Annotated in this window: 18 protein-coding genes; 8 read left to right on the top strand and 10 right to left on the bottom strand. The window is 67.5% G+C overall.

Annotated features, from left to right (window positions below):
* Nucleotides 1-4: 4 nt before the first annotated feature.
* The 3 genes from AC3A3Q_RS09515 to AC3A3Q_RS09505 all read right to left on the bottom strand — a co-directional run bounded on the left by AC3A3Q_RS09515 (nt 5) and on the right by AC3A3Q_RS09505 (nt 5656).
* Entirely contained in the window at nt 5-1063 is a 1059-nt protein-coding gene (locus AC3A3Q_RS09515) for an alpha/beta hydrolase (RefSeq protein WP_487586022.1), read from the bottom strand.
* Between the two features lie 593 nt (nt 1064-1656).
* Complete coding sequence (locus AC3A3Q_RS09510; protein WP_487586021.1) at nt 1657-4560, bottom strand: TonB-dependent receptor; 2904 nt, start codon at nt 4558-4560, stop codon at nt 1657-1659.
* A gap of 295 nt (nt 4561-4855) precedes the next feature.
* On the bottom strand, nt 4856-5656 hold the full coding sequence (locus AC3A3Q_RS09505) for a sulfite exporter TauE/SafE family protein (protein WP_487586020.1): 801 nt from the start codon (nt 5654-5656) through the stop codon (nt 4856-4858).
* A 120-nt stretch (nt 5657-5776) separates the two neighbouring features.
* Here AC3A3Q_RS09505 and AC3A3Q_RS09500 point away from each other — a divergent pair, with 120 nt between their 5' ends.
* From AC3A3Q_RS09500 to AC3A3Q_RS09490, 3 genes are all read left to right on the top strand, one after another.
* Nucleotides 5777-7819 (top strand): lytic transglycosylase domain-containing protein, encoded by a 2043-nt coding sequence (locus AC3A3Q_RS09500; protein WP_487586334.1) that lies wholly within the window; start codon nt 5777-5779, stop codon nt 7817-7819.
* A gap of 26 nt (nt 7820-7845) precedes the next feature.
* Nucleotides 7846-8745, top strand: coding sequence for a complex I NDUFA9 subunit family protein (locus AC3A3Q_RS09495; protein ID WP_487586019.1), 900 nt, complete (start codon nt 7846-7848; stop codon nt 8743-8745).
* Nucleotides 8746-8903: 158 nt separating this feature from the next.
* The gene (locus AC3A3Q_RS09490) at nt 8904-10127 is read left to right on the top strand and encodes a multifunctional CCA addition/repair protein (protein ID WP_487586018.1); all 1224 of its coding nucleotides are present in this window, start codon (nt 8904-8906) and stop codon (nt 10125-10127) included.
* 115 nt (nt 10128-10242) lie between these two features.
* On the opposite strand, the gene AC3A3Q_RS09485 is transcribed toward AC3A3Q_RS09490, so the two are convergent.
* The 3 genes from AC3A3Q_RS09485 to AC3A3Q_RS09475 form a co-directional block, all read right to left on the bottom strand.
* Complete coding sequence (locus AC3A3Q_RS09485) at nt 10243-12765, bottom strand: TonB-dependent receptor plug domain-containing protein (protein WP_487586017.1); 2523 nt, start codon at nt 12763-12765, stop codon at nt 10243-10245.
* 148 nt (nt 12766-12913) lie between these two features.
* Complete coding sequence (locus AC3A3Q_RS09480; protein WP_487586016.1) at nt 12914-13303, bottom strand: VanZ family protein; 390 nt, start codon at nt 13301-13303, stop codon at nt 12914-12916.
* A gap of 11 nt (nt 13304-13314) precedes the next feature.
* On the bottom strand, nt 13315-14493 hold the full coding sequence (locus tag AC3A3Q_RS09475; protein WP_487586015.1) for a class I SAM-dependent methyltransferase: 1179 nt from the start codon (nt 14491-14493) through the stop codon (nt 13315-13317).
* 59 nt (nt 14494-14552) lie between these two features.
* On the opposite strand from AC3A3Q_RS09475, the gene AC3A3Q_RS09470 reads away from it, so the two are divergent.
* A complete protein-coding gene (locus AC3A3Q_RS09470) occupies nt 14553-15293 on the top strand; it encodes a pteridine reductase (protein WP_487586014.1) in 741 nt (246 codons plus the stop codon).
* Nucleotides 15294-15428: 135 nt separating this feature from the next.
* On the opposite strand, the gene AC3A3Q_RS09465 is transcribed toward AC3A3Q_RS09470, so the two are convergent.
* The 4 genes from AC3A3Q_RS09465 to tsaD all read right to left on the bottom strand — a co-directional run bounded on the left by AC3A3Q_RS09465 (nt 15429) and on the right by tsaD (nt 18492).
* Nucleotides 15429-16283, bottom strand: coding sequence for a DUF6159 family protein (locus AC3A3Q_RS09465; protein WP_487586013.1), 855 nt, complete (start codon nt 16281-16283; stop codon nt 15429-15431).
* Nucleotides 16284-16571: 288 nt separating this feature from the next.
* The gene (gene folK / locus AC3A3Q_RS09460) at nt 16572-17054 is read right to left on the bottom strand and encodes a 2-amino-4-hydroxy-6-hydroxymethyldihydropteridine diphosphokinase (RefSeq protein ID WP_487586012.1); all 483 of its coding nucleotides are present in this window, start codon (nt 17052-17054) and stop codon (nt 16572-16574) included.
* A gap of 9 nt (nt 17055-17063) precedes the next feature.
* Entirely contained in the window at nt 17064-17417 is a 354-nt protein-coding gene (gene folB, locus AC3A3Q_RS09455; RefSeq protein ID WP_487586011.1) for a dihydroneopterin aldolase, read from the bottom strand.
* A 40-nt stretch (nt 17418-17457) separates the two neighbouring features.
* Nucleotides 17458-18492: a tRNA (adenosine(37)-N6)-threonylcarbamoyltransferase complex transferase subunit TsaD gene (gene tsaD / locus AC3A3Q_RS09450; protein ID WP_487586010.1), complete on the bottom strand. Its 1035-nt coding sequence runs from the start codon at nt 18490-18492 to the stop codon at nt 17458-17460.
* Between the two features lie 190 nt (nt 18493-18682).
* On the opposite strand from tsaD, the gene rpsU reads away from it, so the two are divergent.
* The 4 genes from rpsU to AC3A3Q_RS09430 all read left to right on the top strand — a co-directional run bounded on the left by rpsU (nt 18683) and on the right by AC3A3Q_RS09430 (nt 23328).
* On the top strand, nt 18683-18898 hold the full coding sequence (gene rpsU, locus AC3A3Q_RS09445) for a 30S ribosomal protein S21 (RefSeq protein WP_031371286.1): 216 nt from the start codon (nt 18683-18685) through the stop codon (nt 18896-18898).
* A 144-nt stretch (nt 18899-19042) separates the two neighbouring features.
* On the top strand, nt 19043-19489 hold the full coding sequence (locus tag AC3A3Q_RS09440) for a GatB/YqeY domain-containing protein (protein WP_487586009.1): 447 nt from the start codon (nt 19043-19045) through the stop codon (nt 19487-19489).
* A gap of 25 nt (nt 19490-19514) precedes the next feature.
* Nucleotides 19515-21296 carry a DNA primase gene (dnaG, locus tag AC3A3Q_RS09435; protein ID WP_487586008.1) on the top strand — a complete coding sequence of 594 codons (1782 nt, stop codon included), beginning with the start codon at nt 19515-19517 and terminating at the stop codon, nt 21294-21296.
* Between the two features lie 46 nt (nt 21297-21342).
* Nucleotides 21343-23328, top strand: coding sequence for a S9 family peptidase (locus AC3A3Q_RS09430; protein ID WP_487586007.1), 1986 nt, complete (start codon nt 21343-21345; stop codon nt 23326-23328).
* Nucleotides 23329-23381: the final 53 nt, after the last annotated feature.

Raw genomic sequence — 23381 nt, 5'->3', positions numbered from 1 at the left:
TCGCTCAGAGGCGGTCCGCATCGATGATCGCTTGCGCAAACGCGTGCGGATCTTCCTGCGGAAGGTTGTGGCCGATGCCGCCGGTGACCAGGCGGTGTTCGTACTTGCCCGTGAAGCGCTTGGCGTACGCGTCGGGCTGGGGGTGCGGCGCGCCGTTCGCGTCGCCTTCCATCGTGATGGTGGGCACGCCGATGGATGGGGACTGCGCGAGGCGGCTCTCCAGGGCGTCGTACTTCGCCTCGCCCTGCGCCAGGCCCAGGCGCCAGCGGTAGTTGTGGACGACGATATCGACATGATCCGAGTTGGCGAACGACACCGCGCTGCGATCGAAAGTCGCGTCGTCGAAGTCCCATTTCGGCGAGGCGAGCTTCCAGATGAGCTTCGTGAAATCGTGACGGTTCGTGTCGTAGCCGGCGCGGCCGCGCTCGGTGGCGAAGTAGAACTGGTACCACCATTGCAGCTCCGCCTCCGGTGGCAGCGGGACCTGCCCCGCGGCCTGGCTGCCGATCAGATAGCCGCTGACGGACACCAGCGCCTTGACGCGCTCCGGCCAGAGCGCGGCGACGATGTCGGCCGAGCGCGCACCCCAGTCGAAACCGCCAAGCACCGCCGTGCGGATGTGCAAAGCATCCATGAACTGCACGACATCCTCGGCCAGCGCCGAGGGCTGCCCGTTGCGCAGCGTGTCAGCCGATACGAATTGCGTGCCGCCGTAGCCCCGCAGGAACGGCACGATCACGCGGTATCCGTGCTTCGCCAGCAGAGGCGCCACTTCGACGTAGCTGTGGATGTCGTAGGGCCAGCCGTGCAGCAGGATCACCGGCGGCCCGTCGGCAGGTCCGGCCTCGGCGTACTCGACGTCCAGCAGCCCTGCGCGGATCCGCTTCAACGTCGCGAACGAAATCGCCTGCGCGCGACGGGCCAGCGGGACGGCGGTGGACGGTGCCGCGGCGGCGTGCGCGCTGCGCACCATGGCGAGCGGGGCCACCGCCACGCCAAGGGCGGCGGTAGCCAGCATCTTTCGGCGCAGCGGATCGAACGACTGGGTTTCGCGATGGTCCATGGTGGTCTCCGTGTCGTTGAATGGCGCCAGTCCGCCGCACTGCGCGAGGATCCGCGGCTCTCCGGCGCCAGGCAGCGCCGTGTGCGTACAGCCTGGCTGGGCGGTTTATCCGGCGTGTGTCCGGACAGGCCGCCCTTCGTATCGAAATGCTCGGGCGATGGACCGACGTGTCGCGACGCGATCGGGGCGGTCGTCGCCATGTAATCAGCGCACGGCGCCGACGGCGATAACACCTAGGTATGGATCCATACCCATGTATGGCCCGCAGTCACCGCGGGAATGGGCAAGACGCAACCTCGTGCTCTTCAGGCGGGTCCGCAACGGTCGACGCATGCGTCCGAATGCGAACCCGGCACGGCGAGCAGCAGCACGGGAACCATGAGTTGGAAGAAGCAATTGTGGGATGCGTGGGCGATGACAGCAGCCCAGACTGAGCCGGAGCGCACCCTGGGGTCGCTGGAGAAGAAACTTGGCGCCCTGTCCCGATCGCGACGCCTCCGGGAAAGAGAACGGCCGATGCAATGCATCGGCCGTCCTCGTTCCACTCTGGTTCGCGATCACGCCTTCATGAGCGCGCGATCACCAGCGCACCATCAGAAGCGATAGTCCGCGCTCACGTACCAGAACGCACCCGGCAGGTCATACGTACCCGCGTCGTAGCCATTGAGCGAACAGGTCAGGCACACCGGCGGTTCCTTGCCGAAGATGTTGTTCACGCCGACCGTCAGCTTCAGTCCCTCGGTGAACGCATTGGACCAGTTGAACTGCGCGTCGTTGAACGTGGTGGACCCGAGCTCGTTGAACTCTGTTCCGCCCAGGCAGCCCGGTGCATTGGCGACCGGCACGTTGTCGCACGGCTCCTTCACCGAGGAGATGTAACGCAGCGTCCAGCCAGCGTTGAAATCACCCCTCGTCCAGCCCAGCTGCACATTGGTCTGCCATTCCGGGATCGCACTGTCGTCGACCTCGATGCCGACTTCGCGCTGCGAACGGTTGCCGTCGACGTCGACGGCCTCGTAGTCGTTGACGTAGGTCGACTGCAGCGACGCGTTCAGGCGACCCCAGCTCCACTCCGGACCGGCCCAGTTGGCCTTGATGTCGACGCCGTCGGTCTTGATCGAACCCAGGTTGTCGAGGAAGTTGTTGGGCGGGTTGAGGTTGCCGCCAGCGCCGCGCGAGAACGGCGTGCAGTTGACCGAGTTGACGCCGCCTTCCTGCAGGCAGGTCGTGAGCAATGCCTGCAGGTCGCGGGCCTGGATCGCATCCTCGATCTCGACGTTGTAGTAGCCCACTTCGAAGTCCAGGCGGTCCGACCACGACTGGTTGGCACCCCAGCTCGGCGCATAGACCACGCCGAAGGTCCAGTTGTCCGACGTCTCAGGCTGCAGATCCGGATTGCCACCGGTGAAGGTGGTGATCTGCGTGTTGGCCTGGACGAAGTTCGGCGGCGCACCCTGCGCCGCGCAACCTGCCGCCAGGTCAGGCGATGCCGGGCCCGGACGACCGGTGGAACCGCAGGGATCGACCAGCGTCGCGCCGAACTGGGTCAGGCCGAACAGCTCGCCCAGGTTCGGTGCGCGGAAACCGGTGGAGTACGTGCCGCGAACGACGATGTCCTCGATCGGCTGCCAGCGGAAACCGACCTTGCCGGTGGTTTCGTTGCCGAAGGTCGAGTAGTCGGAGTAGCGGATCGCCGCACTGAGATCCAGCGTCGCCAGCACCGGGAAACTGAACTCGGTATAGATTTCGTCCACTTCGTACGAAGCCGACACCGGCGCTGCGAACGAGTCCTGCGATTCGCCGGTCTGGCGCAGCGGATCGGGGTTGAAGTCGCCGCGATACCGACGGTGCTCCACGCCCGCGGCAAAGCCCGCCGTGCGATCGCCGATGTCGAACATGTCGCCGGTGATGTTGCCCTGGAACAGATCCAGCACCTGCTTGCTCGAGTCGATCTGGCGCGTGCGGATGTAGTCGATCTGGTCCTGCGTCATCGGCCGGCCCTGGCCGCCGAACAGGTCGAGCGGCGTGCAGCCTGCGACCAGTGCGCAGATGGCCGGATCACCCAGCGCGAGCTTCATCTTGGCCACGTTGTAGCCGTTGAGGAACTCCTGCGTGGCCTTGTTCTCGGAATGGGCGTAGTTGACGTCCCAGCCGAGCGTGCGGTCGCCCACGCCGAAGGTGCCGTCGAGGCCGACGTTGAAGTACGTCGTGTCTACGTCCTGGTGGAAGATGCGCGGGCCGACTTCGACCGGGCGACGCGTCACCACCAGGAGGTTCGAGTTCGCATCGAGCGTGTAGCCGAACGGGTTGAACGGGTTGTCCTGGTGGATGCTGATCGTGTCGGCGATGCCGCCGGTGCCGGCGCCGGGGCCGACGAAGATCGGCTCGGGTGCGGCCTGGTTGGTCGAGGTGCGGTTGTTGTACAGGCCCTTCACGTGCAGGCGGACTTCATCGCTCAGGTCATAGGTGGCGCTGGCGAAGATCGACTTGCGCTTGCTCGGTGTGAGCAGGAAGTTGTACGGCGCGAAGTTGAACCGATCCGACAGGTCGAACTGGTTGTAGGTGCCGCCATTGGGGTTGTTGGGATCGAACACCGGCGTGGTCGTGCCGTTGTTCAAGGTCATGTCGTACCAGTTCTCGGTATCGGCATCGCAACCGCCCACGCCGGTGGTCGGACGGGTCGGGTCGCAGAAGAAGAAGCGACCCTGCGGGATGCCCGAGCTGCCGCCGGTGACGCCGGTGCCCGGCGTCGGGAAACGCGACTGCTCCCAGCTCCCCGAGCTGATCTCCTGCTGCTCGAAATAGCTGGCAGTGAAGATGCCCGACCAGCGCTCGCCGCTGCCACCGATGGTCAGGCTGGCCTCGGTGGTCTCGCCGCCGTCTTCGTACTCGCCGTAGTAGGCATGCACTTCGGCGCCGTCGAACTTGCGGCGGGTGATGATGTTGACCACGCCGGCGATGGCGTCGGAACCGTAGATCGCCGAGGCGCCGTCTTCCAGCACTTCGATGCGTTCGACGATCGCCAGCGGGATGGTGTTGAGGTCGGCACTGCCGCTCACACCCGACGCGGAGGATTCGTTGACCCACCGCACGCCGTCGACCAGCACCAGGGTGCGCTGCGAACCCAGGTTGCGCAGGTCGACCTGCGCCGAACCGGCGCCGATGCCGCCGCCGTCAGGCGGATAGCCGAAGTTGCCGGAGGAATTGAACTTGGCGTTGAGCGCCTTGCCGCTCGAGCTGAGCTGCTGCAGCAGGTCGCCCACGCTCTGCAGGCCGGTGGCCTCGATCTTGCTGCGGTCGAGCACGTACACCGGCTGCGCGGTGACGACGTTGGTCTGCTTGATGCGGCTGCCTGTGACGGTAACCGTGTCCAGCGTCGTGGCTGACCCGGGCTGCGCGGGTGCGGGTGCGTCCTGGGCTGCTGCGATGCCAGGCAGGCTGAGCAGCAGTGAAAGTTGTATGGCTCTGGTGAGGGACTGCCGGCGTAGTGCTTTCATCGACTCTCTCCAAAAAAGAAAAAATCAGGCTGAACAGCTGTACGCGCCTCCCCCCCTACAGGCGGCGTTCCTGAGTTGTAAACAATTCGTAAAGCCGCCACAAGCGGCAAAAAGTCGGCGTCACTTTCGGCACAGTTGGCCGAGTGAGCTGGAATTTCTGACTTTTTGAGCGATAAGGACGGGAATTCCAAACCGTCTTAGCGACTTCGGTATGGAAATTCGATGCGAAACCGGGATCTGTCGCTCACTGCAATGAGATGAGCGTGCCGACCGTACGTCGGAAACCCGGGATGTCTCAGCCGCCAAGCACCAGGCTGGTGCCGACCAGGGCCAGGAAGCCGGCAAATACCCGCTTGAGTGTGTCGCCGGACAGACGGTGCGCCAGGCGCATGCCATACGGCGCCGACAACACCGAGGCGGCCGCCACGCCGATCGCCGCCGGCAGGTAGACGTAGCCGATTGCATGCTCGGGCAGGGCGCCGGCGGGTGCGTGCAGCGCATAGCCGACCGCACTGGCCAGGCCAATGGCGACGCCGCAGGCCGAAGAGGTGCCGACCGCGCGCACCGGGGCGATGCCGCGCCAGACCAGCAACGGCACGGTCATGCTGCCGCCGCCGATGCCGACCACGGCCGATACGGCGCCGATGCCGAGCCCGGCCGCCGACATCGCCACGCCGGTCGGCGCCGGCAGCTTGGCATCGCCCGTGCCGCGGCTGCGACCGAAGGTGAGCTGCGCGGCGGCGAGGAAGCAGTATCCGGCGACGATCCAGCGCAACACGCTGTCGTCCACGCGCACCGCCACGCCACTGCCGAGCCAGCCGCCGATCAGCAGTCCCGGCACCATCCACGCCACCGTCGGCCACAGCACGCTGCCGCGCGATGCATGTGCGCGCGCCGATGCGGCTGCGGTGAGGACGATGCTGGCAAGCGAGCTGGCCAGTGCGGCATGCATCGCTGCCTCCTTCGGAATGCCCATCCCCGGCAGCAGCCATGCGAGCGCCGCCACGAGCACCAGGCCACCGCCCACGCCGAGAAGTCCGGCAAGAATGCCGGCGATGCAGCCCAGCGCGAGGAAGATGAGCAGTGCGGTGATCATGGGACTCCCTGAGAATTTTCTTGCGGACGACAACGGCAACTGACTGCATCGCACGCGGTGGCGACAGCCACTTCACAACGCTGGGCTATAGTCCCACGCATGCTCCCCCGCCCGTTCACAATCGTACTCGCTGCGTCCATTGCAGCGGTTGCCGCAACTGCCTGTGCACAGAGCACGGCGGCGGCACCGCCGGTGCAATTGCCCGCATTGCCCAAGGCCACCGTCGATCCGCAACTGCCGCGCGTGCGCGCCGCGCTGGAGGCGGCCGAACTGGGCCGCTTCGATGCCGGGCAGTACGCCGACATCGCACGTCACCCGCTCTACGGCTGGGTCGAGTACGCCAGCTTGCGGCGTGACATCGACAACCTCAGCGCCGGCCAGGCGCAGACGTTCCTGTCGCGTTACCGCGGCCAGGCCGTCGCCGAATCGTTCCGCGAGAGCTGGCTCGCCGCGACCGCCCGCCGCCAGGACTGGGCGTCGTTTCTTGCCGCGTGGAGCCCACAGATCAAGAGCGCGGCACTGCGCTGCGGCGAACTGAGCGCGCGCCTCGCGCAGGGCCGCGCCGATGCCCAATGGACCAGTGACGCGCAGGCGATCTGGCGCAGCACCGGAAAATCCCTGCCGGACGAATGCGATTCGCCGATGGCGGCACTGTCGACACAGGGCGGCCTGACACCGGAGCTGCGCTGGGAACGCATCGACCTGGCCGCCGCCGAATGGCAGCCCGGTGTGATGCGCGCCGCCGCACGCGGCCTGCCTGCAGACCAGCTGGCGCTGGCCAATGACTACGCCGCCTTCCTCGATGCGCCGCACGAACGCGCGCTGACCTGGCCGAAGACCGCGCGCAGTCGCGCCATCGCCTCGCAGGGACTGGCGAAGTTCGGCAAGGCGTCGCCGGCATCGGCAGAAGCCATCCTGCCGCGCTATGCCGATGCGTTGGGCCTGAGCAACGAAGAGCGCGGCCGTGCGCTGTACCAGATTGCGCTGTGGTCGGTGGCTTCATACGAACCCGATTCGGCGCGGCGCCTCAACGCCGTGCCCGACGTCGCCTACGACGATCGCCTGCATGAGTGGCGCCTGCGCGAGGCGATGTCGCGCTCGGACTGGCCGGCCGCATTGGCCGCGATCAACAAGATGGGCGCCAAGCAGCGCGCCGACTCGCGCTGGATGTATTTCGAGGCGCGCTTGAACGAGCGCGCCGGCAGCAAATCCACGGCCGACCGCCTGTACCGCGAGGCGGCGAAGAAGCCCGACTTCCACGGCTTCCTGGCCGCCGACAAGCTCGGCCTGCCCTACGTGCTGTGCCCGTGGCTGCCCAATGACAGCGCCTCGGCGCAGGCGGCGATCGCACGCGATCCGGCGATCGTGCGGGCGATGGGACTGTTCAAGATCGATCGCGTCGGCTGGGCCGTGCGCGAATGGGACGACGCGCTGTCGCGCTTCAACGACGAGCAGCGCCGCATCGCCGTGGAAGTCGCACAGGGCAATGGCTGGTTCGACCGCGCGGTGTTCGCACTGGGCAAGGGCAATCCCGACGAATTGCGCCTGTACGGCCTTCGCTTCCCGCTGCACCACGAGGCCACGATCCGGCGCGAGGCAAGCAGCAACCGAATCGATCCGGCCTGGGTCGCGGCCGAGATCCGCGCCGAGAGCGTGTTCTATCCGCGCGCGCGTTCCAGCGCCAATGCGATGGGGCTGATGCAGATCCTGCCGGCCACCGGTGCCAGCGTAGCCGGCCGCACCGGCCAACCCTGGGGCGGCGCGGAGAGCCTCTACGACCCGGATACCAACATCATCCTCGGCACCGCCTACCTGCGTGAGTTGATGGACAAGTACGGCGGCCAGCCCTACCAGGTGATCGCCGGCTACAACGCCGGGCCGTCGCCGCTGTCGCGCTGGCAATCGCAGAGGCCGGGCATGGACCCGGACTTCTGGATCGAGACGATCAGCTACAAGGAAACGCGCGAATACGTGGCACGCGTGCTCGCCTTCAGCGTGCTCTACGACTGGCGTCTCAATGGCGACGCGTTGCGGGTCAGCGATCGCATGCGCGGCCGCGTCGACGGCAAGCGTACGCAGTTCGTCTGCCCGCAGCCGGCATCGCCGGCCGCACCGCCCCCGCCCCCGCCGGCGGCCCAACCACGGCGCCCATCACAGCGGTGAAGGCCGTGCGACCTTAAACTCGCGGCATGGCACAACGTCACGTCGTCATCCTGGGTGGATCCGGTTTTGTCGGCCGGCATCTGGTCGCGCGCCTGTTGCAGGCCGGCGATCGCATCACCGTGCTCAGCCGCGGCGTCGATCCCGGCAAGCGCGCGCTGCGACCGCCGGGCGCCAGCCTGATCGAAGGTGACGTCGGTGACCGCGGCTTCCTGTCGGCCGTCCTCGACGACGCCGATGCCGTGATCAACCTGATCGGCATCCTCAACGAGAAGGGCGATCGTGGCGACGGCTTCGAACGCGTTTTCGTCGGCATCACCGAGTCGCTGATCGCGGCGATGAAGGACATGGGCGTGCGCCGCCTGTTGCAGATGAGCGCGCTCAACGCCGGCCACGGCGACAGCCACTACCTGCAATCGCGCGGCCGCGCCGAACAACGCGTGCGCGCCTCCGGACTCGACTGGACCGTGTTCCGTCCCTCGGTCATCGCCGGCCCGGGCGATGGCCTGTTCTGCCGCTTCGACGGGCTGCTGCGATTCGCCCCGGTGCTGCCGATCGGCCGCGCCGACGCGCGCTTCCAGCCGGTATGGGTCGGCGACGTGGTCGAAGCGTTCGCGCGTGCGCTCGATGATCGCCGCAGCATCGGCGACAGCTTCGATCTGGTCGGGCCGGATGTGATGTCGCTGCGCCGCATCGTGCGCCTGGCGGCGCGTGGACGCGGCCGCTACCGCGCCGTCCTCGGCCTGCCGCAGAAGCTCGGCCAATTGCAGGCCAACATCGGCGAGTTCCTGCCCGGCAAGCCGATCAGCCGCGACAACTGGCGCTCGCTGCAGCTCGACTCGGTGAGTTTCGAGGATGGGCTGCGTCGCCTGGGCATCACACCGACGGCGATCGAACCGAAGCTGCCCGAGATCCTGGCGGGCTGCTGAGATGCCGTCATCCCCGCGAAGGCGGGGACCCAGTGGCGTTGACCGTCATCCCGGCGAACGCCGGGATCCAGGCTCGCAAGTCCCGCATGCTCAAGTGCAACGTCGCTGGGTCCCCGCCTTCGCGGGGATGACGGCCCCCTTTGCCCTACCATTCCCCCATGAAGACCTATCTCGTTGGCGGCGCCGTCCGCGACCGCCTGCTCGGCCTGCCACCCGGCGACCGCGACTGGGTCATCGTCGGCGAGACACAAGCCTCGATGGAGGCGGCCGGTTTCCGCGCGGTCGGCCTCGACTTCCCGGTGTTCCTGCACCCGCAAACCGGCGAGGAGTACGCGCTGGCGCGGACCGAGCGCAAGAGCGGTCGCGGTTATCGCGGCTTCGTCGTTGATGCCGATCCCTCGGTGACGCTCGAACAGGACCTGCAACGCCGCGACTTCACCATCAACGCCATTGCCCAGGACGAGGACGGCCAGCTGGTCGACCCCTACGGCGGCGCGCGTGACATCCAGGCGCGCGTGCTGCGCCATGTCGGGCCGGCGTTCGCCGAGGACCCGCTGCGCGTGCTGCGTGCCGGTCGCTTCATGGCCCGCTTCGCCCCGCTCGGCTTCACCGTCGCACCGGAAACGATGGCGCTGATGCGCGCGATGGTCGAGTCCGGCGAGCTGTCCGCGCTTGTGCCCGAGCGCGTCTGGAAGGAACTGCGGCGCGCCATTACCAGCCCCGCGCCATCAGCGTTCCTGCGCACGCTGCACGATGCCGGCGCCCTCGCCGTCGTGCTGCCGGAAGTCGAATCACTGTACGGCGTTCCGCAGCGCGCGGAGTTCCACCCCGAAGTCGACACCGGCGTCCACGTCGAGCTGGTCTGCGACATGGCCGCGCAGCTGGCACCGGGCGACGAGCTGATCGGCTTCGCCGCACTCACCCACGATCTCGGAAAGGCGCTGACACCTGCCGATGAACTGCCGCGCCATGTCGGCCATGAACATGCGGGCGTGAAGCCATTGAAAGCGCTGTGCGAGCGCCTCAAGGTGCCGACCGAACACCGCCAGCTGGCCGAAGCCGTATGCCGCGAGCACCTCAACGTGCACCGTTTCGACGAGTTGAAGGCGAAGACGGTGTACGAGCTGATCAGCCGTTGCGATGGCTTCCGCAAACCGGCGCGCATCGCCCAGATGGCGATCGCCTGCGAGGCCGACAAGCGCGGCCGCACCGGGCACGAAGATGACGACTACCCGCAGGGTCGCGCGCTGCGCGAGGCGCATGCCGCGGCGATGGCGGTGCGGTCAGATCAGGTGGCATCAGGGCTGAGTGGCCCTGCCGTGGGCGAGGCGATGCAGAAGGCGCGGATCGAAGCGATCGCTGCGGCGACCGGCAAGCGCTGAGGCAAAAAGCAACGCCGGGCAACCTCCCCGTCGCCCGGCGCTTCTCTCCCCTTTCGGATCCCTCAGGTCCGCGAGCTGAGTCGGCCCCGAAGGGCCGACCCGCCGCTACCGATTCCTAGAACCGGTAATCGAAACGGACGTAATAGCTGCCGCCATTCATGCCGAACGGCATTGTCTCCCAACCGTATTTGAAGCCCAACTGCGGGAACGGGGCACCGGTCACAGGATCCCACTTGTCGGGGTACTGGTCGAAGATGTTGTTGCCGCCGACGGTCACCGCCATCGAGTCGTTGATGGAATAGCGCACCTGCGCATCGAACAGCCACTTGCCGTCCCAGGTCTGCTTGATGCCGGGCGTGAAGCCTTCGCCCGAAACAGAACCGTAGTAGTTGGCGCGGCCGGTCCACTGCCACGGACCGTTGTCCCAGATGGCCTGGAACACATGGTGCGCACCCGGCTGGCCCTCTTCGAGCAGGGTCACCTGGGTGTCGTCGAACAATTGCGTCGGCGACAGGATCGGCGACTGCGAACGGCGCGAGCGCACTTCGGTCTCGTTGAAGTGGACCAGTGCCGTCAGGTTCAGCGTGCTGCCGCCCTGGAAGGTGGTGTTGTGGTTGACGGTCAGGTCGACGCCGGTGGTGCGGGTGTCGATGGCGTTGGTGAAGAACAGCACCTGGCCGACGCCAATCGGGGCGAGGATGGCCTGGATCGGGCAGTTGCTGTTGGTCGGCGTGCAGGGATTGCCGTCGGTGCCGACCGACTCGGGTGCGATGTTGCTGGAGAAGATGATGCGGTCGTCGATGTCGATCTGGAACACGTCCAGCGTCACCGAGAGGCGGTCATTGGGCGTGTAGACGAAGCCCAGCGTGCCGCTGGTCGAGGTTTCTTCCTGCAGCGGCTCGATGCCGAACGCGCGGGTGACATCGCTGTCCTGGCGTGCGGTCAGCGTGTCGGTCAGGATGCCGTCGGAGTTGAGGTTGGTCGAACGCTGGCTGTAGAACAGCTGCTGCACGCCCGGGGCGCGGAAGCCGGTCGACAGCGTGCCGCGAACGGCGAAGGCCTCGGTCGCGTCGAAGCGCGCCGACAGCTTGCCGGTAGTGGTGTTGCCGAAGTCCGAGTAATCCTCGAAGCGCACCGCCGCGCCGAGCAGGAACTTCTCGCTCAGGTTGGTTTCGGCATCCAGGTAGACCGCCCAGCTGTCGCGACCGTCATCCACCGCTTCGGTCGGCGAGAAGCCCGGGAAGCCCTGCATGCCCGGCTGCGCGATGTCGCCGGTCTGGCCGACGATGACGATATCGCGGTTGTTGGTGCGGCCATAGGTGTACGACACCGGATCGCCCGGACGGATCTTGTAGTCATCCTGGCGCCATTCCAGGCCGGTGGCCAGGTACAGCGGCGTGCCGCCGATGCCGTCGACGTAACCGCTGAAGTCGAGGTTGAAGGTGGTCTGGTCGCTCTGCAGCTCGCCGGTGTCGGCGCGGGTCGGCGAGGCGCCGAAGATCGGGCCGGCGGGGTTGGCCGGATTGATCGGCTCGTACCACCAGCTGACGTTGACCGAGTTGCCTTCTTCGAACCCGAACTTGTTGCGCGCGGTGACGACCGAAATGTCCCAGTCCCAGCGCTCGTTGATCGGCTGCTTGAAGCCGACCGCGATCGATGCATCCTCGACCGTGGTCAGGATGTTGGGCAGGAAGCCATTGGGGTACAGGTCCGGCACGGTGCGGTTGTCGCCGGCACTGCGGAAGAAGCCCGACGAGTCGCCTTCGCGCTTGGATGCGCCGCCGAACAGGTACAGCTCGCCACCGGCCAGCGGCAGGCCGCTGTTGAACCACAGGTAGTAGTCCTTGGCATCGGCATCGCCCAGGCGCTGGGTAACGCGCGGCGGATCCACGCGCAGGCTGTCTGGGCCGGCGCGGTTGGTCTCGTTGCGGTTGCGCGCTTCGGCCGACAGGTTGATGAAGCCGTCGCCGCCGAGCTTGAAGCCGGTGTTGACCGAGCCGTGCAGCATCTCGCCGTCCCCGGCGTAGTACTGCGAACCTTCCACCGAGATGTCGGTGTGGTCGGTCTGTTCCTTGAGGATGATGTTGATCACGCCGGAGATGGCGTCGGAACCATACTGCGCGGCGGCGCCGTCACGCAGCACTTCGACGCGCTCGATCGCCGACACCGGGATCGAGTTGATGTCGGTACCGGCCGAACCGCGGCCGATGGTCTGCTGCACGTTGACCAGCGCCTGCTGGTGACGGCGCTTGCCGTTGACCAGCACCAGCACCTGGTCCGGACCCAGCGCGCGCAGCGTCGCCGGTCGCAGGATGTCGGTACCGTCGCTGACGAAGGTGCGGGAGAAATTGAACGACGGTTCCAGCATCTGCAGGATCTGGCCGAGCTCCATCGCGCCGGTGGCGTTGAGCTCTTCCTTGCCGATGACGTCGACCGGTGCGGCCGTGTCCTCGGCAGTACGACCGCGCACGCGCGAACCGGTGACCTGGATGCGGTCGAGGGTGGTGGCCTCGGAGCGGATTTCGGCCGCAGTGGGCTCCTGTGCCAGGACGGCGGGGCTGAACAAACTAGCGGCCAGGCTGGCCGTGACGGCCAGGGCCAATCGGTTGCGGGCGATAGAACGGGTGATCGCAGGCATCGGTGCTTCCTTCACTCAGGGTGGGCGGACTCCCCCTGTTGAGCCCGACCCAGAGCTTTAACCACCTTTTAACCTTTGCGCAATACCTAGCCTCGCTGTGCCTTATCTGGTGTGATGGCGGTTTTCCCGCCAAATGACGCCCGTCACACTAGCGGAGCCGGGCTTCCAGCCATTGCAGCGTGCGGGAAACCGGTGTCGCCGCGAGCACCAGCCCGGCCAGCACGCCCAGCGAATTGGCCAGGGCATCGGCCGAATCTGCGCGGCGGGAGACGGTGAGGGCACCCTGGGCGACCTCCAGGCCCACGCCCAGGGCGATCAGCGCCACGGCGACCAGCGCCTGCGGCCGGCGCCGCTCCAGCAGCATCACCGCATAACCGCTGAGCACGAAGTAGGCGAGGAAGTGCTCGAGCTTGTCGACGCCGTCGAACGGCGGGGGCGGCAGGTCGGAGGCCGACAGCAGCGAGGTCACGATCACCGCCGCGACCATCAGCAGCCACAGGCCCGACCACAGCCCGCGCCAGCGCAGATCGCGGAACATGCGCGCCGACGTCACAGGCGGAAGCTCAGGTCGCCGGCGAGGAAGGCGGCGCCGAATTCGACACCCTTCTCGAAGCCCATGACCTGGAAGCGCTCGCCCATCTCGGACGGCAGGGTCAGGCGTTTGACCTCCTGGGTCCGGCGCAGTCGTTCGCCCTCGTCGGCGATGCGCTCGATGCGTTCGAGCACGCCGGCCAGGCCATTGCCGAGCAGGAAGCTGGCCTGGGAGCAGTAGCCGGCGAAATCGAAGCCGGCCGCCACGCCGGCTTCGGCCAGCGCGGTGAAGTCGACCGAGGCGGTCAGGTCCTGCAGGCCCGGCCACAGCAGCGGCTCGTTGTGCATGCGGTGGCGGTAGAACGCGCGCAGCGTGCCGTCGTTGCGCTCGGGCAGGTAGTACTCGCTGCGCACGTAGCCGTAATCGACGAACAGCATCGCGCCGGTGCGCATGCCGCCGGACACCGCCTGCACCCAGTAGGGCAACTGCGGCAGCGTCTCGGAGCGGAAGCCCTGGTCGAACTCGCGCCCGAGGTTGCGCTCAAGATGACGCACGGCATTGCCCAGGAACGCGTCGGCCGGGCGCAGCACGCGGATCAGCGCGCCGTCCTCGATCGCCACGTGCTCCTCATACACCTCGCCCGCTTCCATGGCGAAGCGCGGCGTCGGCAGGGCATCGATGACTTCGTTGGCGAACAGCACGCCGTCCCAGTCGTCGTTGAAAGGCGCATCGAGCCATTCGACCAGCTCGAACAGCGGCGGCGTCAGTCGCTGTTGCAGTCGCTCGCGCTGGCGCTCGCGCAACTCCGCGCTGGGTTCGAGGATGGCGTAGCGGTCGGGCAGCGCATCGAGTTCCATCAGTCGCTTGAGCGCGACCTCGGCGAAGGCGCCGGTGCCGCCGCCCAGCTCGAGGAAGCGGCCGCCCGCACCGATCTGGTGGAAGACCGGGGCGACGCTTTCGGCGACGCAGGCGGCGAAGATCGGACCTATCTCGGGCGCGGTGACGAAGTCGCCAATTTCGCCGAACTTGCTGGCGCCGGCGCTGTAGTAACCCAGGCCCGGCGCGTACAGGGCCAGCTCCATGAAGCGCGAGAACGGGATGGCCCCGCCGTTGCCGGCGATCTGGGTGCGGATGAGGGTGTCGAGGCGGGCGCTGTGCGCCAGGGCGTCGGCGTCGGGGGGAGGTAGTGACGACATGGACGCGATTATCCCCGACCCGGGCGCAGGAAAGATGCAGGCACCCTAGAATCGGTGCCATGCCAGCACCCCGCCCCGTCGCCCTGATCACCGGCAGCGCCAAGCGCATCGGCGCGCAGATCGCCCGCACCCTGCATGGCGCCGGCTACGACCTCGCCTTGCACTACCGCAGCTCGCGCGCCGACGTGGATGCGTTATCGGCGGAACTGGAAAGCGTCCGCGCCGGCAGCACGCAGCTGTTGCAGGCCGACCTGGGCGAGTTCGACCGCCTGCCGGAACTGGTCGCACATGCCGTGGGCCGCTTCGGCCGGCTCGATGCGCTGGTCAACAACGCGTCGAGCTTCACCCCGACCCCGATCGGCACGGCGACGCCGGCGCAGTGGGACCAGCTCTTCGCCAGCAATGCTCGCGCGCCGTTCTTCCTGGCGCAGGCGGCCGCGCCGCACCTGCGCGCCGCGCACGGCGGCATCGTCAACCTCACCGACATCTACGGCGAGCGGCCTTTGCGCGAGCACTCGCTGTACTGCATGGCCAAGGCATCGCTGCTGATGATGACGCGGTCGCTGGCGCTGGAACTGGCACCGGAGGTTCGCGTCAATGCGGTGTCGCCGGGTGCGATCCTGTGGCCGGAAGAGTCGGCGAATGTCGCCGCGCAGGAGGCGATGCTCGGACGCACGCCGATGGGGCGGACCGGCACGCCGGCGGAAGTCGCCGAAGCGGTGCGCTGGCTGCTGGTGGATGCGCGTTACAGCACCGGACAGGTGCTGCATCTGGATGGCGGCAGGCTGCTGAACGCCTGACACCCCTCTCCCTGGCGCTTCGCGCCGGTCCCTCTCCCACAGGGGGAGAGGGCAACGCCCGGCACCCCGTACTCCCTCTCCCCTTGTGGGAGAGGGACCGGCCACGAACGTGGCCAGGGAGAGGGGCGCTTTTGCTTACTTCGCCGCGAACGCCTGCTCCAGCCGCAGGTCCTGGAACTCCGGCGGCGTCTCGCCCTGCGTCGCGTAACGGTACAGCGCGGCCGAGTAGATGCCGGACAGCGCCGCCTGATACACACCCAGCAGCAGCAGCGCGATCACGAACACGATCACGATCGCCACCGCCAGGCCGATCGACAGCTGCGCGGCGACGAATGCGATCAACGCGCCCACCAGACCCACGCCGATCATGATCAGACTGAAGGCCAGGCCGATGCCGACGTTGCCGATGGCGTTCTCGCCCCAGGTGTGGCGCAGCAGGCCGGCGCTCTTCTTCAGCGCTTCGACCGGACCGATCTCCTCGCTGACCAGCACCGGTGCAACCAGGAAGGTCGCCAGCGTCCACGCCGCACCCAGGCCACTGCCGAGCATGCGCACGAGGAAGTTGTTCTCCTTGTTGCGCAGCGCCTGCAACAGCATGCCCACCGTTGCCGCGATCGCGGCGTAGCCCAGGATCGCCGGCAGTCGCGCCTTGGCGGCATTGATGCCGTCAGCCAGCGTCGGATCGCCGCCTTCCAGGCGGATCATCGCCGCGCCGACCAGGGCGCAGTTGAAGAAAATGATCACCGTGTACTGGCAGAAGTAGAAGATGAACATCCAGACCATGCCGGTCACGCCGAACCCGTGCTGGAAAATGCGCCAGCCCAGCATCGGCACCATGAACGTCGCCAGCACCACCAGCGTGGCCAGGGCGGAGACGATCGGGAAGATCATCAGTTCCTTGTCCGAGCGCAACACTGCCGCGCTCGCCTTCACCAGCTCCCAACTGCGCGAGAACTTCTCGAACATCGCAATCCCCTTGCGGATGCCCATGGAGCTGACCCCCATGGATCGAGAGCGCATCCTCGGGCCCCGCGGCGGCGAGGGCAAGTGGGGCGCGGGTGGAAACCGGACCGCCGACCCATTTGGGCCCGTCGTTCATGCCTCCCCAACACCGTCATTCCCGCGAAGGCGGGAACCCAGCGACGTCTGCTCCTGGTCCGAGAACCGACCGCAGTTCGAAGCAGAGCCAACGACGCTAGGTTCCCGCCTTCGCGGGAATGACGGCACGAGGGCGACGTCCCTGGATTCCCGCCTTCGCGGGAATGACGGGGCCGGGGCTCAGAGAGCAACCGCCTCCCACACCGCGCCATGGTCCGGATGCGCGGCCCACAGCTGCGCCAGCGTCTGGCCGCTGCCGGGCACCACTACATCCGGCGCGATCTCCGCCAGCGGCCGCAGCACGAAGGCATGCTTCAGTTCCGGCCGCGGAATGCGCAGGTTGCCGGTGCCTTCCAGCACACGGTCATCGAACAGCACGATGTCGATGTCGAGCGTGCGGTCGCCGTAGCGCGGACCGCTGCGGTCGCGACCGTGCCGGTCTTCCAGTTCGTGCAGCCAGGTGTTGAGCGCCTGCGGCTCCAGCTCGGTGGCGATGATCGCCGCGGCGTTGAAGAAGTCGGGCCCGTCGAAGCCGACGGCGCGCGTGCGATACACCGCCGACATCACGACGTCGCCGAAGCGCCCGCGCAGTTCCGCGAGCGCGGCAACCAGATGCGTAATGGCGTCGACGTTGCTGCCGAGGCTCAGGTAGGCAAGGCTCATGCGTGACAGTCAGCCCGCCGTACGGACGATGGACACGCCGACCGCGCGCGCACCGCGCACCGCGCCGGGCTTGCTGAGCTTGAGGCGGACCTGCTTCACGCCGAACTCTTCGATGATGATCGCCGCCACGCGTTCGGCCAGCGTTTCCACCAGGCCGAAGTCGGACTGCGACACGTAGTCGACGATGCGCTTGCTGACCGCCTTGTAGTTCAGCGTGTCCTCGATGGCGTCGCTGGCCGCCGGGATGCGGTTGTCGAAGGCCATCTCGATGTCGAACACGAGTGGCTGGCGGATGCGCCGCTCCCAGTCGTAGATGCCGATCAGCGCCTCGATCTCGAGGCCTTCGATGAAGACGTGGTCCATGGGGGCGATGGCCGCAGCGGTGTGTCAGGGGTGGGGAATGTTACGGCGAACCCACGACTTCCAGCGTCGCCATGTCCCAGCGCGGCGTCACCCGCACCGCCAGGTCGCCGTGCTGGCCGGCCTGCAGACGCAGCGCACCGGCGAAGGCGATCATCGCGCCGTTGTCGGTGCAGAACGCCGGGCGCGGGAAGCTGACGCGGCCGCCGCGCTTGCGTGCCATCTCCTCCAGCCGTGCGCGCAGCCGCTTGTTGGCGCCGACGCCGCCGGCCACCACCAGGGTCTCGCAGCCGGCCGCGTCCAGCGCCCGCTCGCACTTGATGGCCAACGTCTCGACCACCGCATCCTCGAAGCCGCGGGCGATGTCGGCGCGGGTCTGCGCGGCCTGGTCGCTGTCGCGCCAGGCCAGCAGCACCTGGGTCTTGAGGCCGCTGAAACTGAAGTCCAGGCCGGGCCGGTCGGTCATCGGCCGGGAGAACCTGAACGTCCCGGGTGTGCCCTGCTCGGCCAGCGCCGCCAATTGCGGCCCGCCCGGGTACGGCAGGCCCATCAGCTTGGCGGTCTTGTCGAAGGCCTCGCCGGCGGCATCGTCCAGGGTCTCTCCCAGCAAGCGGTATTGGCCGATCGCCTCGACGTGGACCAGCTGGGTATGGCCACCGGAGACCAGCAACGCCACGAACGGCGGCTCCGGGCGGCCGCGCTCGGGGTCGTCCTCGAGCAGTGGAGCCAGCAGGTGGCCTTCCATGTGGTGGACCCCGATCGCCGGGACGTCCAGCGCCCAGGCCATCGAACGGGCCACGCCGGCGCCGACCAGCAGCGCCCCGACCAGGCCGGGGCCGGCGGTATAGGCGACGCCGTCGATGTCGGTGGTGGCCAGGCCGGCCTCGGACAGGGTCTGGCGGACCAGCGGCAGCAGCTTGCGGACATGGTCGCGGCTGGCCAGCTCCGGCACCACGCCGCCGTACTCGGCGTGCAGGGCGATCTGGCTATATAACGCGTGCGCGCGCAGCCCGGTATCGGTGTCGTAGACGGCCACACCGGTCTCGTCGCAGCTGGTTTCGATGCCTAGGACTTTCAAAGGTCGGGTTCCGGGGGGATTAAAATCTGCCGCAGCGCGCCATGGAGGCGGTTGCGGACTGGAATCAGGCGTCAGAGCCGGGGCCTGCGCACTTGATGGGGGAACCATGTTGCACCTTCAAGGCGGCCATCGCTATAATGCGCGGCTCTTCCCCGGCCTGCCCGGGCCGGTTCCCGAAACGAGATTACGTATGCCCAGCGTCAAAGTCCGCGAAAACGAGCCTTTTGAGTTTGCTCTGCGTCGCTTCAAGCGCACCTGCGAGAAGGCCGGCGTCCTGGCCGAGACCCGCAAGCGCGAGTTCTACGAGAAGCCGACCCAGGAACGCAAGCGCAAGGCCGCCGCAGCGGTGAAGCGCCAGGCGCGTCGCGCCTCGCGCGACGTGACCAAGCGTCAGCGCCTGTACTGATCGCCCCAGCGGGCCCCGCGCAACGCGCGGACCCGTCAACGAGCGCATCACACAAGCCGGCCGCGCCGATGCGCCGCCGGCTTTTTGTGTTCCTGAAATTTATGTTCCGAGATTTGTGTGCCGATTTAGCCAGGGAGCAGCCCGATGAGCCTCAAGACGCGACTCACCGATGACATGAAGGCCGCGATGAAGAGCGGCGACAAGCACAGCCTGGGCGTGATCCGCCTGATCAACGCCGCCATCAAGCAGCGTGAAGTCGACGAGCGCATCGAGCTCGACGACACCGCCGTGATCGCCGTGCTCGACAAGATGGTCAAGCAGCGCCGCGACTCGGTCAGCCAGTACGAGGCAGCCAACCGCGAGGACCTGGCCCAGGTCGAGCGCGAGGAGATCGTGGTGATCGAGCGCTACGTCCCGGCCAAGATGGGCGAGGCCGAGATCCTGGCCGCCATCGACGCCGCCGTCGCCGAGACCGGCGCCACCGGCCCGGCCGACATGGGCAAGCTGATGGGTCCGCTGAAGGCCAAGCTGGCCGGCCAGGCCGACATGGGGCTGGTGTCGGTACTGGTGAAGAAGCGTCTGGCAGGCTGAGGCGCTCCCGCGGTACAAAGCTCCGATGGCCCGCATCCCCGACGCATTCATCGACGACCTGCTCGCCCGCGCCGACATCGTCGAGCTGATCGGGTCGCGGGTGCCGTTGAAGCGCCAGGGCAAGGAGTACTCGGCGCGCTGCCCGTTCCACGACGAGCGCTCGCCCAGCTTCACGGTCTCGCCGACCAAGCAGTTCTACCACTGCTTCGGCTGCGGAGCCCACGGCACCGCGATCAGCTTCCTGATGAACTACGACCGCCTCGAGTTCCTCGACGCGGTCGAAGAGCTGGCCAAGCGCACCGGCATGGAAGTGCCGCGCGATACCCAGCAGCGCAACGTCAATCCCGACAGCGTCGACCTCTATGCCGCCGTCGAGGCCGCATCGAAGTTCTTCCAGAAGCAGCTCGCCGGCAGCCCCAAGGCGCAGGCCTACCTGGACGGCCGCGACGTCAGCGCCGCGGTCCGCACCCAGTTCGGCATCGGCTACGCGCCCGACGGCTTCAACGCGCTGCGCGATGCGCTCGGCACCGACGCACGACGCATGTCGCTGCTCGAACGCGCCGGCCTGTTCTCCAAGAACGACAGCGGCCGCGTCTACGACAAGTTCCGCGACCGGGTGATGTTCCCGATCCACGACCGGCGCGGGCGCACGATCGCTTTCGGCGGTCGCGTGCTGGACAAGGATGACGGCCCCAAGTACCTCAACTCGCCCGAGACCGCGCTCTTCCACAAGGGCCGCGAGCTGTACGGCCTGTGGCAGGTACGCCAGGCGCACAACAAGATCGACAAGCTCATCGTCGTCGAAGGCTACATGGACGTCGTCGCCCTGTTCGAGCACGGCGTCGACTGCGCCGTGGCGACGCTGGGCACGGCGACCACGCCCGACCACGCCGAGCTGCTGTTCCGCAACGCGCCCGATGTGTACTTCTGCTTCGACGGCGACCGCGCCGGCCGCGGTGCGGCATGGAAGGCGGTGGAGTCGGTGCTGCCGCGCATGAAGGACGGCCGCCAGGCGTTCTTCCTGTTCCTGCCCGAAGGCGAGGATCCCGATTCGCTGGTGCGCAAGGAAGGCCGCGACGGCTTCGAAGTGCGCCTGCGCGAGGCCACGCCGCTGTCGCAGTTCTTCTTCGACTCGCTCTCCAGCGACGTCAACCTGGGGACGCTGGAAGGCCGCGGCCGCCTGGCCGAGCGCGCCAAGCCGCTGCTGGCGCAGATCCCCGACGGCGCCTTCGGCGACCTGATGAAGCAGCGCCTGACCGAGCTGACCGGCGTGGGCGCGCGCGCCAACAGCCCGGAATCGACCGCGCAGCGTCCGCAGCGCCCGAGCACGCCGACGGCCAACAAACCGTCGCTGGTGCGCAGTGCCATCACGATGCTGCTGCAGCAGCCGGCCATCGCGCTGGCGGTACCGTCGTCGCTGCATTTCGCCTCGCTCGACCAGCCCGGCGTCGGCCTGCTGGTGGAACTGGTCGAGCTGGTGCACGAGCGGCCCGACATCTCGACCGGCCTGATCCTCGAGCACTTCGCCGATCGCGCCGAAGCGCCGGCGCTGACCAAGCTGGCGACAGCGCGCGCGGTGGAAACCACGGCGGCGACACCGCTGGATGCGCGCGTTCTCGACGATGCCGACAAGCGCCAGCAGGCGTTCCTCGATGCGGTCTCGCGACTGGAGGAGCAGGCGATCCAGCAGCGCATCGAGGCGTTGCAATCGCGCCGCACCTCGGAGCTGGACGAGGCCGAGAAGCATGAAATGCGCGAGCTGCTGAGCCTGCGCGCGAGCCGGGCGCGGGCGATCCCCCGCGGCTAGGATTCGTCACGGTAAGCTCGGCCCTTCATCCCAGGGGACCGACGCGATGACGCCACGCTTTTCCACCCTCCTGCCCGCACTGCTGCTGTCCTGCGCCCTGCCCGCCGCGGCGCAGTCCACGTCGCCTCAAGTCAAGCGCGAACAGGTTGGCAACCGCACCAGCGAGAACATCCCGGCGATTCCGCCGGCGTTGACGGAGCATCTCAACCGCTACCAGAACACCCGCGGCGCGACCTTCGCCGGCTGGAGCGGCGACTGCATGCTGATCAGCACGCGCTTCGCCGAGACCGCGCAGGCGCACCGCGTCTGCCAGCCGCTGGGCATGCGCGAGCAGCTCACGTTCTTCGCCGAGCCGCTGGCCGCGATCGAGGCCGCACCGGCCGAGTCGAAGCTCGACGGCTTCGTCTTCGGCAAGGACGTCGGCGGCAACGAGTTCTGGCAGCTGCACTGGTTCGACCTGAAGACGCGCGCGACCACGCTGCTCAGCGATGGCAAGGCGCGCAACCAGGGCCCGCTGTTCGCCAATGACGGCAGCCGCTTCGCCTGGAGCAGCACCGCGCGCAACGGCAAGGACACCGATCTGTGGGTGATGGACTTCGCGACGAAGAAGTCACGCGCGCTGATCACCGAAGGCGGCCTGTGGAACGCGATGGACTTCTCGCCGGACGGCAAGCAGCTGCTGGTGCTGAAGTACGTGTCGGCAGCCGAGGCGTATCCGGGCATGGTCGATGTCGACAGCGGCAAGCTGACGATGTTCCCGGTCGACGGCGGCAAGGCGTCGTTCAAGGCGTTCAAGTTCGCGCCGGACGGCAAGTCGGTGTACTTCATTTCCAACGAGCAGATCGATGGCAAGGCGCAGGAGTTCCATAGCCTGCGCTTCCACAACCCGGCCACCGGCAAGTTCGAAGTGCTGACCGCCGGCACACCGTGGGACGTCGAGGACCTGGAGATCGCCGACGACGGCCGCCACCTGGCCTACACCACCAACGAGGACGGCATCTACAAGCTGCACGTGCTGGCCCTGCCCTCGCACAAGCCGGTGAAGCTGCCCGAACTGCCGATCGGCCTGGTGGTTAACCTGGGCTTCTCGCCCGACGGCAAGCGCCTGGCGGTGACGATGAACTCGGCGACCTCGCCCAGCGATATCCACGTGGTCGACCTGGGCAAGGCGTCGCTCACGCGCTGGACGCAAAGCGAAGTCGGCGGGCTCGACCCTGCGAAGTTCGTCGCCCCTGCGCTGGTCCATTACAAGACCTTCGACAGCGTCGACGGCAAGCCGCGCATGATTCCGGCGTTCTACTACCGTCCGGCCAACGTCCCGGCAGGCAAGCGCATCCCGGTGGTGATCAACATCCACGGCGGCCCGGAGGGCCAGTCGCTGCCGACGTTCAACCCGACCGCGCAGTTCCTCGCAAATGAACTGGGCGTGGCGATGCTGCTGCCGAACGTGCGCGGCTCGGAAGGCTACGGCAAGACGTTCCTCGACCTCGACAACGCGGCCAAGCGCGAGGATTCGGTCAAGGACATCGGCGCCCTGCTCGACTGGGTCGGCCAGCAGCCCGAGCTCGATGCCAAACGCGTCGGTGTATATGGCGGCAGCTACGGCGGCTACATGGTGCTGTCGTCGCTGATGCACTACAGCGACCGCATCAAGGCGGGCATCGACGTGGTCGGCATCTCGCATTTCGGCACCTTCCTGAAGAACACCGAGAGCTACCGCCGCGACCTGCGCCGGGCCGAGTATGGCGACGAGCGCGACCCGCAGATGGCGCAGGTGTTCGAGCAGATCTCGCCGCTCAACCACGCCGACCGGATCGCCTCCAAGCTGTTCGTCGCCCAGGGCAAGAACGATCCGCGCGTGCCCTACAGCGAGGCCGAGCAGATCGTTAAGGCAGTGCGCGGCAACGGCCAGCCGGTCTGGTACCTGCTGTTCGACGACGAGGGCCATGGCTTCAGGAAGAAGTCCAACGTCGACTACTTCGGCGCCGCCTCGATCCTGTTCTGGCAGCAGAACCTGATCGGCGCGGAGTGACCGGTTCATGATCAGTGGCCGGGTCGACGTCGCCGACGTTGACCCGGCCACGA

This window comes from Lysobacter sp. Soil_C_59 (assembly GCF_057656415.1).
Note: the sequence above shows the minus strand (reverse complement) of the source record. Positions and strands in the feature narration are given on the sequence as shown.